Below are 15,886 nucleotides of genomic sequence, written 5' to 3'. Positions count from 1 at the left end.
TAGCCGAAAGGCAAACATAATAAGGATAATGGCTAAAATTAAACCAGAGGAGAAACAACAAATAAGACGATTTAAAAAATAGCTAACCCATTGATAAAATTACTATCGTAATCTTATCTTGGCCTCACTCGCCTTGAATAAAGACTCAAGGCGATGCACCTACCAAGCTAGATCGTACAATTTACTATAAAGAAGTGGCTACGGGCTTGTTCAACACCCGGGATTTAACGCTGGCTGCGCAGCGCTTAATCCTTATTTGTTAGTTGCGACTACTATAATTTGGATCAATATATAGGCGGTAGTTATTTTCAAGAAACTCTGATAGCCCAATTTTTCTATCTTCTTCTAAATCATTCCTAAAAATAAATGGTTCTGATGAAATTTCATTTCCTTGAGCATCGGTCAGAACTAAAGTCGCAATTCGGCTACTGTTCAAGTATTCACGCTTGACAAGATCAAGCATTCGTTGACGATTATTATACTTATCTACTACCAAATTGAGGCTGTCGAATGCGTTTTCTCTTACAATAATGAAGTCGCCATTTGATAACATTGCAGGCCTTAAAAATTTGATATACGCAACATCAGTATCAACATCATTATTTTTTAAGTAAACAATATCCTCATCAAACTTTAAATAGCCCGAATTTCTAACCAAAGCTTGAGTTTTACCCGAATTAAGTACAATGACATTAATTTGAAATTCTTTTTCAGTGTTGGAGTTCAGCGCTTCATTTACAATAACCATTATTGCTTCAGTTACCTTAATTATACGCTCTTCATTACTAGCCCTTTGCATCTCAATATTTCCTTGGATCACGCCAAGATCTGAGCGGTTATCTACATTAAAACTATCAAGATACTTTGAACCTATTTTATAAAAACCGTCAGGGTTAATCACACCATTTTGCATGGATTTAATCTGGTCCAATTCGGTAGAATAAACAGCGTTACCCTCATTCAGATTAAAAAGCTCAGTACTGAGATTTTCTAAAATTCCCTTGATATGATCTGCACTGTAATGGGTTTGGCTTTCTATATCAAACACGGTGTGTATATAGAGAGTATTAGTTAATCGGTTAACTTTTTGTTTAAATTCATTAGAAGCTGCTATCGCAACTGTCTTAGGCTTTATTCCGATATGGGCAACGGAAACACGTTCTCTAGTTAAGAATTCGTTCACATAATAACCACCCACAGAGGATATAAGCGCAATTACAACACCTATCACTATATTTTTGATTGTATTTCTGGATACATTTTCTTCTGGCATAACCACCTCACTAATAATACGCGGTATTATACATTAGCTACCAGATGTCATGTTGATTATGAGCAACTAACGCCGCATTAAGGTGTGAGCCACGCTATCACAGAACTCAATTTAGACACCGTAATCAATGAACTTAACCCAAACCGAAAATGCCAAGCGTGGCGAATCACTCTTAAATGCTTTGTTGAACGAAGCCGCTTCGCGGCAGAGTAAAGCCTGCATCGTCCATACTCTCTGTACCTCCATCATTTCGATGGCAGATAACAGGAGTGAACACCATGAGCCCAACTGAACTAAAGCGATATCATCGCCTTTATGAATTACACCTTACCAACTTAACTCTGCAAGGTAAACGACCTGCTACCATTGATGCCTATTCTCGAGCGGTCCGCCGGATTAGCGAGTTCTTTGACCGTTGTCCCGATACATTAAGCACGACTGATTTAAAAAGCTTCTTCGCCAGTTTAATTAGCACTCACCCGTGGAGCACCGTTAAACTCGACCGCAATGGCTTACATTTTTTCTATCGCCACACTCTAAATAAACAATGGGTCGTTGACTGTCAAAGCGTAGGTTATGGTCAGCCTGCGTTAGAATACCTTTCGCGCTACCTCTACCGAGGCGTACTACCAGACAACGACATCATCCACAGTGATGATCATAACGTCACCTTCCGTTACAAAGAAAGCAAAACCAATGCAATAAAGACCCGTAGCTTACCCACCCTTGAGTTCTTGCTGCTCATCTTACAGCATGTACTGCCTAAAGGCTTACAACGAGTACGTGACTACGGTTTTTTACGTGGCCAAGCGAGAGCCCTGCGAGTTCGTATTCAATTACTCATGCTTGGTATTTTTTATCAAACTCCGCCAAGCATTATACCCATCCGAGCCAAAGCAATACGAACCTGCCCACACTGTCAGAATGACATGGAGTGCGTGGGAATAACACGACCGAGATAGCCGAAAGGCAAACATAATAAGGATAATGGTTAAAGTTAAACCAGAGGAGAAACAACAAATAAGACAATTTTAAAAATAGCTAACCCATTGATAAAATTACTATCGTAATCCTATCTTGGCCTCACTCGCCTTGAATAAAGACTCAAGGTGATGCACCTACCAAGCTAGATCGTACAATTTATTATAAAGAAGTGGCTACGGGCTTGTTCAACACCCGGGATTTAACGCTGGCTGCGCAGCGCTTAATCCTTATTTGTTATGCATATTTCGTTGTTCATCAATCAATCTATCTCAATACACTTTTGATATTCGGCATGAGTCCATAGGTAGATGGAACGGATTTCACTCTTACCGTCATCAATAAATTCCATCACGTTATTCTGTATATCTAACGGAAGTAAGTATAAGTAGCCCATTGCCCTCATTACTACTTTATAAGACTTTTCAGCATCATCTTTAATCAAAGTATGCTCAATTTGCATAGCATTGATATCTTTGACAGCGGCTTCTATTTTCACGCAATGCTCTTTGAATCGACTAACCTTTGCATTAGCATTAATTACTTCCAGTTGAGTTTCTTGCTTGTATTTCTCAAGAGAAAGAATATTTTCTTGCTGTATTTTGTTAGCTTCAGATTGTGAATAAGTTGCATATCCAGAGGCTAACGCGGTTACTATTACACTAATTATAGCGACTATATTACTGTTCAATTTTTCTCCTACCTTCTATGCATAACGCTTTATCTACGACAAAATGTCTTATAGTACCCCTATAATATTTATTCATAGATCTATTAAAGATACCATTCTGTTGTAAAGTCATTTGAAATTCAATGTAATAAATCATACACATTAGTGAGGTTACTCATGATCTACGACATATTGTCGCTTTATGGAAGAAATTCAAACTAAAGTCTATTGTATGTTAATTATTAAAAGTACAAATGATGCCTGCTAAATAACCGTTTCTCAAAAGCATTGAGAACTTTATGAGTGCTTACGATTACGCCATCAATAATACGCTTTGAATAAAAACAAAAATGGGCATCATTTATCTAAAATGATGCCCATTTCTTTATCGTGTAATTTCAAACTTAACTTTGAATTGGTTTACATCCAAATGAAGCAACACGGCAGGTAAAGTATAACCAAGAAGCCGCGCCAACAAATTTACAACCTTCTTCAAAGATCTGAGTCGTCTCATAACCAAACGGTAAGTAACCCTGAATAACATCAGTCGCAATCGATCCTGCAAGTAAACCACCCGCTAGTAAGAATGAAAAACCATCAATTTCGATAATGTCTTTAAAATGAAGTATCAATATAGCCAACGCCACGACAACGTAGAAGAAGTAACAAATATATTGATTCACATAGCGATCATGGATCAAGAAAAAGTCGTCAGTTGCTAAGATAGATGCCAGTAATCCCATTAGTATAAGTAATCGTTGCTTCTTACCACGATGCAAAAAGATTGCACTAAAGTAAGCCACTGATAATGCTGACACCCAAAACCAAACCCCTATGTTTGATAAAAATCCACGAAAGCTATGAACTTCAGTTTGCTGTGCAAGATCTCGAAGGACTTCCATTGGGGTAAACCCTAACGCTTGATTTAATCCAATTAAAGAAAGGGCATAAAATGCAACGGCAGGAACAAAAACAATGGCGACATAAAATAGTATTTTTCTTGGTTGAAAAATTTGTTGAATTAATTGAATCAAAATAAGGCCTCTAGGGTGATTACGGACAGTGATCATCTACCTATGTATATGAAATAGCAATGAGTAGCATGTCTGACATATAAGACATTCAAGAAAGTAAGGTTATTCAACTTCCATTAATCAAAGACTTAAAAACATCATCGTAAAAACCTCTGAAATGCTGGTATAAGTGCACTCTCCCCTCTCTATTATCCGAGTGAAATCCCCCCGTTATTTATGGGTTTTTATCGATGGGTTTTATCACATTTTTATACAATCAATTATTTTCTATAACGCCGTTTATTGATTAAAAAAATTTATCTTTACCAATAAAATTACTCGTTTTACTTGGATACTTATTAGCCTCATAGTCGCGGAAAATCTACTTACTTCTATTACTTTTATTGAGGCACTGCGGTGAACACAACAACATCAACTCAATCACAACCAGCTCTACTTATCCCTGTGATTGCACTTTCTTTATTTGCTGTCGCATCTGGCTATTTAATGAGCCTTATTCCATTGATGCTAAGCCAGTATGGGATTGAGGCGAAATACGCCAGTTGGTTAGCCAGTGCATTTTATGCAGGCCTTCTTGTTGGTGCCGGTCTTATTGAACCGTTTGTTGCTCGTCTTGGGCATAAGAACGCGTTTGTATTATTCTTAGCATTACTTGCTGCAACAATTGTGATCCTTCCTGCTATGCCTGTTGAATGGGTATGGATGACTGCACGTTTTGTTGCTGGTATTGCGGTTGCAGGCGTATTTGTTGTTGTTGAATCTTGGCTATTAATTGGTGATGCAGAAAGCCGTCCAAAACGCCTTGGTTTATACATGGGTGCGCTTTATGGTGGCTCGTCTTTAGGTCAACTTGGTATCGGCTTTATCGGTATTGAAGGTTTACTGCCTTACTACATGATCATTGGTTTAATCATGGTGGCTATTGCTTGTTTATTGTTTGGCAAAGGTGCACAACCACAAGTACAGCATCACAATGTGTTAAACCTGAAGCAAATTTTAAAACTAAACAAAGCATCAATCATGGGCTGTGTAGTTTCTGGTTTATTGCTTGGTGCAGTATATGGCTTAATGCCTTTAGAACTGAAACATCGAAACATTAACACCACACAAATTGGTAGCTTAATGGCATTAATTGTTCTTGGTGGAATGGCGGTTCAACCTCTTGTGTCTTACTTATCTAAGCACTTAGGAAAAACACTGCTAATGGCTCTATTTTGTATTTTAGGCGTTTTCTCGATTGGTTTAACGACATTGAGCGACAACACTGCGGTTCTTGCTACGGCACTGGTTCTGCTTGGTATGGCAGCGTTTGCTATTTACCCTATCGCGATTTCTTTAGGGTGCGATACCCTAGATGAATCTTATATCGTATCAGCAACACAAGTAATGCTATTTAGCTACAGCATTGGCTCAGTATGCGGTCCAGTACTTGCGAATACCTTAATGAATACGGCTGAAGGTTTAATGAGTTACTTATTTGCAATTTTATTAGCGACAGCTATTTATATGTTATTAGCAAGTATGCGCCAACACCGCCCAATGGTAGCTGGTGAATAAGCAGTAGGATTTACGAAGGGTGCGCGTTACAATGCGCACCACAATCGCTAAAGGTAATAAACAATGGAAGATGCTCAATACGTTGTAGAATGGGGTGATACGATGACCCTTAATTTTGAAGGTGCCCTACTTGTTTCGGCTTATCATACTTGCCCTGAAGAAGGTGACGAGATAGAGCTAGAATTTGGTGAAGGCTGGTTCCAAGGCGCTGATGATGAAGAGTACCGTATCGAACTACAAATGGCACCTTTTCACCCGTATGATGAAGATCCTGTTCGTTTAGCCAATATCACTATTAATGGCGAAATCGTAAAAATCCTAGAAATAACAGAAACTGTTGATGGTGAGTTCTTTATCGAGCCAAGCGACGGCGATTACTAAGTAATCAAAGAGATTTAATGAAAGGCGCAGTGTTTAATTACACAGCGCCTTTTTTGTATTTATTTATCGCTATTGATATATTACATACTGATTTCTACTTTAAGAATGTATGCAGGTAATACTTGATGAGAGCGATTGTAAATAAATTTGGTCCACCACTAGAGTCCATTCAATTAGAAAACAGCACTCCTGAGTCTCTTTCTCCTCATCAACTTCAATTAAAAATGAAATACAGCTCTATTAATCCCTCTGATCTTATTACTATTTCTGGCGCATATCGCTCTCGTATTCAATTGCCTTTTATTCCAGGCTTTGAAGGCATAGGGATCATCAATAATTGTTATGATACTAAATCACCATTTTCTATTGGGGACCGTGTATTACCCATTGGCAGTGCAGGATCATGGCAAACCTATCGAAATATTGATGAGAAATGGTGCTTCTCAATTCCTGAGTATCTTAGTGACGAGCAAGCGGCAACGTCTTACATAAATCCGATGACAGCTTGGTTAATGTTGACTGAACAATTAAATATCAAAAAAGGAATGTCTCTCGTTATTAATGCCGCGACCTCTGCTATTGGCCTAATGATAATACGTATGCTTAATCATTTAGGAGTTGTGCCTATTGCGTTGGTTCGTCGTGATAATACTGAAGCTCTCTTTGAAAATTGCCAACTAAGCGCTATTATAAATACTCAAAACAGTATGGCTTATCAGCAATTTCAGTCTCTCAAAGATCACGGCGGCGTTGATGCGATTTTGGATTGTATTGGAGGGGACCAAGCGTTAGAACAAGCAATGCTATTAAAGAAAAATGGACAGTTTATTAACTATGGATTGCTCTCTGGTGTGCCTATCTCTACACATTTTTGGCAAGAAAGACCTGATATTGATTTCTCATATTTTCATTTAAGACAATGGGTTCATTCTGCCTCAAAAAAGGATATTCAGCATAAACTGAATGAGGTAATGAGATTGGTTCATGAAGGGATTGCAGAAACAAAAATAGATAAAATAGTACCTATCACATCTCTCCACTCTGCTATTGAAGAAATACAAAATAGAACAGTAAATAATAATGGGAAAATACTGATTTCTTTTTAAGGTCTCGCTCTTTATAACAGCCGCTATTAAGTCACAAAAGAATGATAGAGTGCAGAATAAAACGCACTCTATTTACCTACACTTTAACTGTATCTCAATTATTTATTAAACAGCTTTTCCATTGATAAATGTGGGATCCCCGCTTCCATAAATTCGTCACCAAATGGTTCAAAACCCAATTTAGTATAAAAATCTATCGCGTGCTTTTGCGATCCTAAATACACTCGTGGATAGCCTTTATTTGTTGCTTCATCAATCAATGATAAAACAATTTTAGAGCCTAGGCCCTGTCCTCGAAATGCTTTCAAAATAGCAATACGTCCAATATGCCCATCGTCTAAAATACGGCCTGTGCCAACTGGCTGAGCATTACTATAAACAATTGCGTGTACTGCTGATTCATCTAATCCGTCAAACTCAATATCAGGATCTATGCTTTGCTCTTGAATAAACACAGTATCACGCACTTCGCGGATCGCTTGTTCATTCTCACCAGTATAATTTACGTTTTTAACCTCAAACATCTTCGTACTCTCAATATATTTACTTCTTTGTTGATATTACCTTACTCAAGATCGAACCCAAAATAATCTTTACCAATACCATTACTTAACCCCTCTCTTTATTTTGCAATAAAACAAATAAAAAAATGCCACACTCAATAATAAGTGTGGCATTTAAACCAAGGTGCAGTGGATTATTGCTATTTGGTTAGATTAGATCTTCAACTTAGAAGCTGTAGTAAACACCCGCAACAACGGTAGATGCATCATCAGCTTCCCAATCCGCATCTGGTTGTTGAGATGGCGTATCCATTGTTGATAAATAAGCATCAACTTCACCGCCAAATATATGAATATAAAGATATAAAAAAAGACGCTCTAAAGCGTCTTTTTATGTAGAACAAGTAAAGCTACCAACTCCAACTAATATGGTTATAGCAACTCATCACCATCGTCTTCTACTTTAGACATCAGCTTTTTCAATCTTGCTAAATCAATCGCACTTGAACGTACTGTTAGCTTGATATGATCATATTCATATTCTTCAGTAACAACACTCATACTTGAGCGGATTTCACCCATGATGCCTTTAGCGGTATAAGGAACAATGATCTCTTCTTCGATCATCCCTTGCTCAGAAGCCCTAACAATGTATTTATGCAATTTTGCTACATCAAGCGGATTTCGAGTGGATGTCATCATCGCATCTGGAAATTCTTCCATCAATGCTTCTTGCTCTTCAGGAGTCAGTTGATCTGATTTGTTTAAGACTAATAATTTATCAATCCCATCAACACCAACCTCACCAAGCACTTCATGTACCACATCAAGTTGCGTTCTAAATGTCGCATCTGATGCATCAACTACATACAAAAGTAATGACGCATCATGTGCTTCTGCTAACGTTGAATGGAATGAAGCGACAAGATCGTGCGGTAGCTTTTTGATAAAGCCAACGGTATCTGATACTAAAATTCGAGGCTGAGTCACTGGGTACAGTGCACGTACCGTCGTATCAAGCGTTGCGAACAGCTTATCTTCAACAAGAACTTCACTGCCTGTTAATGCTCGCATCATTGATGATTTACCCGCATTGGTATAACCAACTAAAGCAACACAGAACAGCTCTGAACGTTGTTTACGGCGACCTTTTAACTCATCTTGAACACTTTCTAGCTCACGTCTTAATTCAGCTAATTGATCTCGTACTTTACGGCGATCCAGTTCTAAATCTGTTTCACCCGCACCTTTACCCATTTGGCGTTCATTATCACCAACGGTTGATTCTCTTAATCGCGGCGCAACATAATTAAGACGAGCCATTTCAACTTGTAATCGAGCAGTACGAGTACGAGCATGACGACTAAAGATCTCAATGATGATACCGGTGCGATCATAAACTCTCACACCTAGTTGGTTTTCTACATTACGCAGTTGTGATGGACTTAAATCACAGTCAAAAACCACCACATCAGCACTGCCAAATGGAAGGTTTTCTGATGGAATATCGTCAAAGTCTGTTTCATCAAAAAAATCTTCGGTATCAGCGTCATCATTCTCGCCTTGATTACCCGTAATGTGCGCGATTTCAGCCAGTTTGCCTGCGCCCAATACATTGACTCGTTGAGTAGAGCTTTGTTTTTGTGATTGTGTGCCTACGACTTTAAATCCTAGGGTTGTCACTAAACGACCAAGCTCTGCAAGAGAGTCTTTTGCTTCAGCACCTTTAAACTGTGGTGTACAAATGGAAATAAGTAGTGCGTGATTAAGTGATGGTTTTTCTGTTAATTTCATGATTTCTATCTTAGTGCACCTAAGTGCAAACCTGATTTTTATCTAAAGTTACCTTGATCCTACGCTGTTATGGATAAGCTTTATAGCGAAATAGAAAACTAAATACATATATTACTTTAATTAGTGATAAATCATTGGTATCTCACTGCAATGAAAACCACCTTTTCAAAAATTTAACGCTACCAAGGTAATCGTTCTCCGTTATAAGCCAAAAATAAACCACTCTCTTGCGGTGTACTTGATTCTATCAACCCGATCAGATCATGTGCGACCCTCTCTGGAGTAAACAACTTTCCTTTAGAGACATTCCCTTGAAAAGGTTTAGATAATCCGGTATCTGTCGTTCCAGGATGAAGTGCTAATACCACGCCCTTCTTTATCACTCTCTGCCATTCAATTGACATGGTTTTGATGAACATGTTTAAAGCAGCTTTTGATACTCTGTAACTGTACCATCCGCCCAATTGATTATCTGAAATACTACCAACCTTGGCTGAGATGACGGAAAATTTAGGTTTATCTGCCTTTTTTAGTTTTGGTGTAAAATATTTTGCTAATAATAATGTTGGTTGTGTGTTGGTAGTAATCATTTGCTGAAAATACACACTATCTAATGCAGCCAAATTTTTCTCTGGTCCTTTCTCTGGAGTATGTAGCATACCAACACAATTAATAACCCAGTCAATATCATTGAATTGCTCACTCAAGGATTTAACCTCTTCATCATTACTCGCATCAATTTTGTGCCAAACCACTCGTTCATGGTGCCACTGTGGCTTAGTTTGTCGGTAAGTAGCATGGATCTGAGCATCAGAAAACCTTGTAAGACTCTCTTTCAGCATCGCGAATCCAATCCCTCCATTTCCCCCAACAATCAATATTTTCATCGCTGTACCTCATTATGAGTATGGCAATCAACAGTACTATTTTAAGCAACTATTTTCATTACAACTTGAGGTTCCCGTTAGCCAGTATGAAACGCGATAACGATTTTTTGCAAAACGAAGATAACACCAATCCGCAACAGGCTTAATAGCAGGCCAACGTAATGGAGCGTAGAGCCAACCTTTTCCAACTAAACTCCACGCTTTATACGTTACATCTAACCCAAGAAATAGCTCACCATTTGCATTTAATCCATGCAATACAGTGTTTGCAGCGTTAGCGTCAATTTGCGGATAAGCAGAAAATTCTTCGCTATAGATATCAATTATTTTAATCTTTTGTTTCTTATCTTGCGTAATAAGTGCATTCATCTCTTTGACACACAATGGGCAAGTTCCATCATAAAAAATCGTTAACTGATACATACTATTCTCTATTTTTGAATATTACTGAATTCTACGTTATTCGCTGCTTTTTAGATCAAAATAATAGATTACTGCTTGAAAAGTATTTATTGCGAGGAAGAATAAGCTGAGGGTTTTTAGAGGCTTAAAACGAAAAAACCCCAGCATTTCTGCTAGGGTTTCGAATGTGGTGGTGAGTGAGAGATTCGAACTCTCGGTACGTTGCCATACACACACTTTCCAGGCGTGCTCCTTCAGCCACTCGGACAACTCACCAAATCATTGCTCTTTTCGAGACAACGAGCGCTAATTTAATGATTTACGTAGACATGGTCAAGGAGTTTCTTTAATAACCTCAATTGTTTGCTTTATTTTTGCCCTGTTTGCCCATCTTATAAGCATAAAGTGCTATGCCTTATGCTTTAAATATCGGATCCAATCTTTAGCTTCTTCTGATGGCTCTATTTCATCCAGCTTTTTTGCTTGTGCTAAAGCATCATTAAAGCGTGCTAATTTATAATAAAGGCGAACTTTCATTAATCGATACTCTGACTCTACTATGACTGACTTAGCACTCTCAGTACTTACTAGAGCTCGTTTATACGCTTTTTGCTGTGACTGTAGCTTAGCTAATGGCCAATAATGCTTTTTGTTTATTTTTGCTGCTTGTTGCCACACTTTCTCTGCTTTATCCCACTCTTTTGCCATTTGCCAGTAAGTTGCTTGCCTAACGATGGCTGATTCACTCTTTGTTCTTGGGTAGTGAATAAACATCTCCCCCATTATTTGAGCAGCTCGATCTGGTAATTTATTTTGGCTATAGAGTTGAGACAAAGTTTTATAATCTTGGGCTTCAAATTGAATGCCTTGCTGTTTTGCCAAAGAATAATTCACCAGTGCCTTATCTGATTTTTGCTGCTGTAATTGCGCTGCGATGAGTTGATGCCACCACATCTTATTATTTGGTTCGAGTTGAATTAATACTTGAGCCGTATTTTCAGCAGAGGACCAGTACGCTAATTGCAACTCACTGACTAATTGAATTTTGTATTTTTGTATTTTCTCAACTCTATTTTTAGGCACAAAGTGTCGTATATGCGTTAAGCAATTTTTCCACGCTTGTTTTTGATAGTAGCCATTAGCCAATCGTAAATAGACTTCGTTTTTATTTGATGCTAATTCAGCACGTTGCTTATCTGATTTTGTTGGGTACTCAGTTATTAGTAAGTGTTGATAATGCGTTATCGCTGGTGAGAATTGATGGTCAGAATAATAAATATCCGCCAGCATCTTTTCTGTTTGCCACTGCGATTGTTTATCAAGTGCCGCCAAAGATACAGATTTAGCTAACTCTGAAATCGCTTTTTTTTCTTGCTCATTTTGCCAATAGAAAACCCCTAAGACTCTTGCTATATACGCTTGGTCAAACTTTGCAGTTGGTGTTAATGAGGCTAATACATCAATCGCTTCCGCCAATTTACCTTCTTGCTGAAGCTGACTGGCATACTGAATTTTCTTGGCATGATAACGGCTCAGATCCGCCGCTTGTATTTGCCCTACGGTAAGCAAAAAGCTTACGGCTAGCCCATAACTCACAAAACGAAATAATGATACGATATGTTTTTTCATGGATTTAATCGATACTCCAACCTAACCGTCTGACCTGGCTGAATGATTGCTTTTCCTTTTACCAGCTTAGGTTGATATTTCCATTGCTTTAAAGCCTGAATAGCAGGCCGAACAAACACTCGACTTGGCTCCGCTTCAATGCTTTCAATATCCGTAGGCTTTCCTAATTCATCAATAGTGAAACGCAAAATAACATACCCTTCCATTTTTCGTTTTAAGGCTCTCGATGGGTATTTAGGCTCAACTCGATATAACGGCATCGCTTGCTGGTTTTGGCCTAGCCCTTCAAACGATGGTAGTGACACTGCGACATTTAGCCCTATCTCTCCTAATTCAACAGAAGGCATTGTTGTCTCTTTTTCTATATTCACATTTGATACTTGTGATGATAGTTTTGATTGAGATTGAGGTGCGCTGGGTGTTTTGGGTGGCTCAGGTAATTGACGAATACGACGTTGGCTTTGTGAGTCTGGCTCAGTCATTATCACATCGAACTGTAAGGTCGCGCTCGTTGCTGTACTATTTTTAGGCTGAGTGGTCATCCAAGCCATAAAACTAAACAAAGCAAGTGTCATTACGATAGCAAGAATAAGAGCAAGCAAACTACGAAGCATTATTTTGACTCCGTAGCCAAAGCGATGCTTTCTATACCAACACCTTTTGCTGCATCCATCACCGAAACTACGGTGCCATTATAAGCATGTTTATCCGCTTGGATCACCAAACTAGCTTGTGGATTATCAAGATGAAGAGAAGATAACATCGCTTCTACTCGCTCAATATCCACACGGCGTTTATCAATGAAAATTTGATTGTTCGCGGTAATCGCTACAAAAATCCCCACCTCTTTTTGAGCGATAGAATGAGCGGCTTGAGGGCGATTAACTTCCACTCCTGATTCTCGCACAAAAGAGCTAGTTACTATGAAAAAGATCAACATAATAAAGACGATATCTAACATTGGTGTAAGATCGATACTCGCTTCTTCTTTGGCTTTTATTCGACGAATTATGCGCATTCGTCACTCCTTAATGCTTGTTCTAATCGATATTCGTATCGAGTGATGACTTTTAATAATCTTGCGTGTGCAAATAAACCCACCAGTGCCGCGACCATTCCCGCCATTGTGGGTAGTGTCGCCATTGATATGCCTGATGCCATAAGCTTAGGATCGCTACTGCCTTGTTGCGCCATAATATCAAATACGGAGATCATCCCAGTCACCGTTCCTAGCAATCCAATCATGGGGCACAAGCTGACCAGTACTTTAAGTAAACTTAGGTGGCGATAAAGTTGAGCATTCGCTAATTGCAATATGCCTTCTTTGTTAGCAATCGCATACCAAGAGGTTCTATCCTTGCGGTTTTCCCACTGTTCTAGCCATTGCTTTTTATGTTTTGGAAACGTAAATAGTAGAAATAATATTCGCTCAATCACTAAGAACCATCCCATAAGCACGATAGCCATCAACCACCACAGTACCACCCCACCCTGTGACATAAAGTCACTAATGGCAGGAAAGTAGTGGCTAAATAACTCAAGCATTGTCGCTCTCAGCTTTTGCAGCGACTAGACTTACCCCTTGTTTTTCTAAAACGGCATTAATACTGTCTGCGCGACTAGAAAGTAAATTATGAGCCAACAATAATGGCATTGCCGCCACTAGCCCTAATACTGTTGTGGTTAGTGCCATAGATATCCCACCAGCCATCACTTTTGGATCGCCATTACCAAATTGCGTGATTACTTGAAAAGTCTCAATCATGCCAGTTACTGTGCCTAATAAGCCCAACATAGGTGCTAATGCCGCTAAAAGCTTTAGCATGGATAGACCTTTTTCTAACCCCTGTTGCTCATCCATAATCGTTTCAAGTAAGCGCAATTCTAAAGACTCTAACGTTTGACGTTTTTCTTTGTCATAAACCGATAAAATACGTCCTAATGGATTGTTATCTGGTTCATTCGGCTTACGTATTTGCTTAGTAATTTGCATTTGAATTCGTAATAAAACGATCCCACGATAGAACGAAATCACTAAACCAATCGCTAATAAGCCTAAGATAATTTGGCCAACGATACCGGCTTGCTCAATGCGCTGGATAAGCGTTGGTTGCTCAGCGTATTGAGTTAACAACCCTCCTCTAGTGACGTCGATTAATAATGAAGAGGCATTAACATTAGATAGTGTCGGGGCATCTTCTGGATAACGAGAATACGACTCAGCTTGAGGTTGTGTACGATCCCATTTCATATAGCCTTGTTCAGAAAGCAACCCCATATCACCAATACGAAGCATCGGCTCTTCAACGACAATTCCATCCCCTTGCAGTCGTTGGACATTAACCAATTCGATGTGTTTACTCTGCTCAATGTAAGCAAGCATGCTATTCACGTATTGCGATAATACGGTGATAGACGGTAATGCATCAGTATTAATAACGCTTTCAATTGGCGTTACATTTACCCCTTCACTTGGTTGAATAAAGGAAGCCATTATCGTATTTTTGGTCGTTGCCGCCCCTTGACGAACAACACCAAAGACTTCTCCGAGACTGCCTGTTTCTATCTGTAGCTGTTTTTCTAGCTCAACCAGCGTTTTTTCATTATGGCTAAAAGTAGAACTTAATTTATCGGTTTCTTTTTCTACCTTTTTGATTGAACGCTTTAATGTCGTAAGCTGGCGCTCTAACTCTAAACGAGTCTGTTTTATCTTTTGAGTTCGAGTTCTATCTTGTTGCTGTTGCTCTTTCTGGCTGGTTTTTGCTTTGTTATCTAATTGCGAAAGATCATTAGCCTGAACCGATAATAGTGCGCCTGAAATAGTAAAAAATAAGGCCATAACTAAAGAAATACGCATCAGTTATTCTCCTTATTTAAAGACTTAGTGTTAGATGAAATCGAAAGTGGTAAGCGTAATAGTTGAGGTGTTTTGTGTTTGTTGGCTATATCAAACGCCAGATTAACGTCATTGAGTTCATCCGTCGCCATCACCTGCCACGTATGTGACTCTTGTGACCAAAGCCAAGCTTGTTTGTTATCAATGCTTCGAGCAATCAATATAACTCGCCCAATATTCAACTGTTCAACGACTCTTTTACTGCCATCATTAAGGGTAATCTCTTGTTGATAAGTTCCCATTTTATAGCCGTAATCCATCTCTATTTGAAATGCTTCTAATAACCTACGAAATTTTTCAGCATCGCTAATATCCGCTCGGATCATTAATTCATTGAGTTGATTAAGACGATCTGATCTTGCATTAAAGCGAATAGGTAAATCGGAATGCAAAATACGCTCTAATTCATTTAGCATTTGGTACATCAAAGGGATAATCCCCTGACGCGTCGCTTCTATTTGTGTAATTTGAGTATTCAACTGTTGTTTTTCACTTTCTTGAGAATGCACCAGTTGAGTTAAATGGTCGCGATAAATACTTAAGTTGGATAACGTCTCGTTTGCCTGCTCTATCTGATTTTGAAGATCTAAAATTTGCTGAGCTTCTTTATCAATATGCTGCTGAGTTTTCAAAGAGGAGTGGTTAGTTTTAGCTTCTATTGCCTGAGCTTGAGTCAGTGGATTCGCTGAAACCGTCGATATGCCAATAAAACCAATGACGCTAAGCGCCAGCATTGCTAAAAAATGTTTTTTCATTAGTCCGTTAATCTTTAT

The 15,886-nt window shown here is 38.7% G+C and carries 17 protein-coding genes and 1 tRNA gene; 4 read left to right on the top strand and 14 right to left on the bottom strand.

Annotated features, from left to right (window positions below):
* Window positions 1-259 precede the first annotated feature (259 nt).
* Complete coding sequence (locus tag AC2INI_RS05170; protein ID WP_122035354.1) at window positions 260-1,273, bottom strand: hypothetical protein; 1,014 nt, start codon at window positions 1,271-1,273, stop codon at window positions 260-262.
* Between the two features lie 278 nt (window positions 1,274-1,551).
* Between AC2INI_RS05170 and AC2INI_RS05165 the strand changes: the two genes are divergently transcribed.
* A complete protein-coding gene (locus AC2INI_RS05165) occupies window positions 1,552-2,235 on the top strand; it encodes a transposase (RefSeq protein ID WP_122035356.1) in 684 nt (227 codons plus the stop codon).
* A 281-nt stretch (window positions 2,236-2,516) separates the two neighbouring features.
* On the opposite strand, the gene AC2INI_RS05160 is transcribed toward AC2INI_RS05165, so the two are convergent.
* Entirely contained in the window at window positions 2,517-2,945 is a 429-nt protein-coding gene (locus AC2INI_RS05160) for a hypothetical protein (protein ID WP_122035359.1), read from the bottom strand.
* Between the two features lie 383 nt (window positions 2,946-3,328).
* Window positions 3,329-3,958, bottom strand: a complete 630-nt coding sequence (locus tag AC2INI_RS05155; RefSeq protein WP_486305486.1) for an oxidase — start codon at window positions 3,956-3,958, stop codon at window positions 3,329-3,331.
* A gap of 396 nt (window positions 3,959-4,354) precedes the next feature.
* On the opposite strand from AC2INI_RS05155, the gene AC2INI_RS05150 reads away from it, so the two are divergent.
* The 3 genes from AC2INI_RS05150 to AC2INI_RS05140 all read left to right on the top strand — a co-directional run bounded on the left by AC2INI_RS05150 (window position 4,355) and on the right by AC2INI_RS05140 (window position 7,002).
* Entirely contained in the window at window positions 4,355-5,515 is a 1,161-nt protein-coding gene (locus AC2INI_RS05150; protein ID WP_486305485.1) for an MFS transporter, read from the top strand.
* A 63-nt stretch (window positions 5,516-5,578) separates the two neighbouring features.
* Window positions 5,579-5,896 (top strand): hypothetical protein, encoded by a 318-nt coding sequence (locus AC2INI_RS05145; protein ID WP_274443341.1) that lies wholly within the window; start codon window positions 5,579-5,581, stop codon window positions 5,894-5,896.
* 125 nt (window positions 5,897-6,021) lie between these two features.
* The gene (locus AC2INI_RS05140) at window positions 6,022-7,002 is read left to right on the top strand and encodes a zinc-dependent alcohol dehydrogenase family protein (protein ID WP_486305484.1); all 981 of its coding nucleotides are present in this window, start codon (window positions 6,022-6,024) and stop codon (window positions 7,000-7,002) included.
* 98 nt (window positions 7,003-7,100) lie between these two features.
* On the opposite strand, the gene AC2INI_RS05135 is transcribed toward AC2INI_RS05140, so the two are convergent.
* From AC2INI_RS05135 to AC2INI_RS05085, 11 genes are all read right to left on the bottom strand, one after another.
* Complete coding sequence (locus AC2INI_RS05135; protein WP_486305483.1) at window positions 7,101-7,526, bottom strand: GNAT family N-acetyltransferase; 426 nt, start codon at window positions 7,524-7,526, stop codon at window positions 7,101-7,103.
* 411 nt (window positions 7,527-7,937) lie between these two features.
* Complete coding sequence (gene hflX / locus AC2INI_RS05130; RefSeq protein WP_122035370.1) at window positions 7,938-9,299, bottom strand: GTPase HflX; 1,362 nt, start codon at window positions 9,297-9,299, stop codon at window positions 7,938-7,940.
* A gap of 179 nt (window positions 9,300-9,478) precedes the next feature.
* Window positions 9,479-10,186, bottom strand: coding sequence for an SDR family oxidoreductase (locus AC2INI_RS05125; protein ID WP_486305482.1), 708 nt, complete (start codon window positions 10,184-10,186; stop codon window positions 9,479-9,481).
* Between the two features lie 36 nt (window positions 10,187-10,222).
* Window positions 10,223-10,609, bottom strand: coding sequence for a thiol-disulfide oxidoreductase DCC family protein (locus AC2INI_RS05120; RefSeq protein ID WP_486305481.1), 387 nt, complete (start codon window positions 10,607-10,609; stop codon window positions 10,223-10,225).
* A 167-nt stretch (window positions 10,610-10,776) separates the two neighbouring features.
* A tRNA-Ser gene (locus AC2INI_RS05115) sits at window positions 10,777-10,864 on the bottom strand.
* A gap of 132 nt (window positions 10,865-10,996) precedes the next feature.
* Window positions 10,997-12,217 carry a tetratricopeptide repeat protein gene (locus tag AC2INI_RS05110; RefSeq protein ID WP_486305480.1) on the bottom strand — a complete coding sequence of 407 codons (1,221 nt, stop codon included), beginning with the start codon at window positions 12,215-12,217 and terminating at the stop codon, window positions 10,997-10,999.
* Window positions 12,214-12,831 carry an energy transducer TonB gene (locus AC2INI_RS05105; protein WP_486305479.1) on the bottom strand — a complete coding sequence of 206 codons (618 nt, stop codon included), beginning with the start codon at window positions 12,829-12,831 and terminating at the stop codon, window positions 12,214-12,216. The genes AC2INI_RS05110 and AC2INI_RS05105 overlap by 4 nt, the downstream gene beginning before the upstream one ends.
* Window positions 12,831-13,235, bottom strand: a complete 405-nt coding sequence (locus AC2INI_RS05100; protein ID WP_486305478.1) for an ExbD/TolR family protein — start codon at window positions 13,233-13,235, stop codon at window positions 12,831-12,833. The genes AC2INI_RS05105 and AC2INI_RS05100 overlap by 1 nt, the downstream gene beginning before the upstream one ends.
* Complete coding sequence (locus AC2INI_RS05095; protein ID WP_122035382.1) at window positions 13,226-13,762, bottom strand: MotA/TolQ/ExbB proton channel family protein; 537 nt, start codon at window positions 13,760-13,762, stop codon at window positions 13,226-13,228. Before AC2INI_RS05095 ends, AC2INI_RS05100 begins: the two co-directional genes overlap by 10 nt.
* The gene (locus AC2INI_RS05090; RefSeq protein WP_486305477.1) at window positions 13,755-15,074 is read right to left on the bottom strand and encodes a MotA/TolQ/ExbB proton channel family protein; all 1,320 of its coding nucleotides are present in this window, start codon (window positions 15,072-15,074) and stop codon (window positions 13,755-13,757) included. Before AC2INI_RS05090 ends, AC2INI_RS05095 begins: the two co-directional genes overlap by 8 nt.
* Window positions 15,074-15,868, bottom strand: coding sequence for a DUF3450 domain-containing protein (locus AC2INI_RS05085; RefSeq protein ID WP_486305476.1), 795 nt, complete (start codon window positions 15,866-15,868; stop codon window positions 15,074-15,076). The genes AC2INI_RS05090 and AC2INI_RS05085 overlap by 1 nt, the downstream gene beginning before the upstream one ends.
* Window positions 15,869-15,886: the final 18 nt, after the last annotated feature.

Source organism: Aliivibrio friggae, from assembly GCF_057368515.1.
This window is presented reverse-complemented; position numbering and strand designations above follow the sequence as displayed.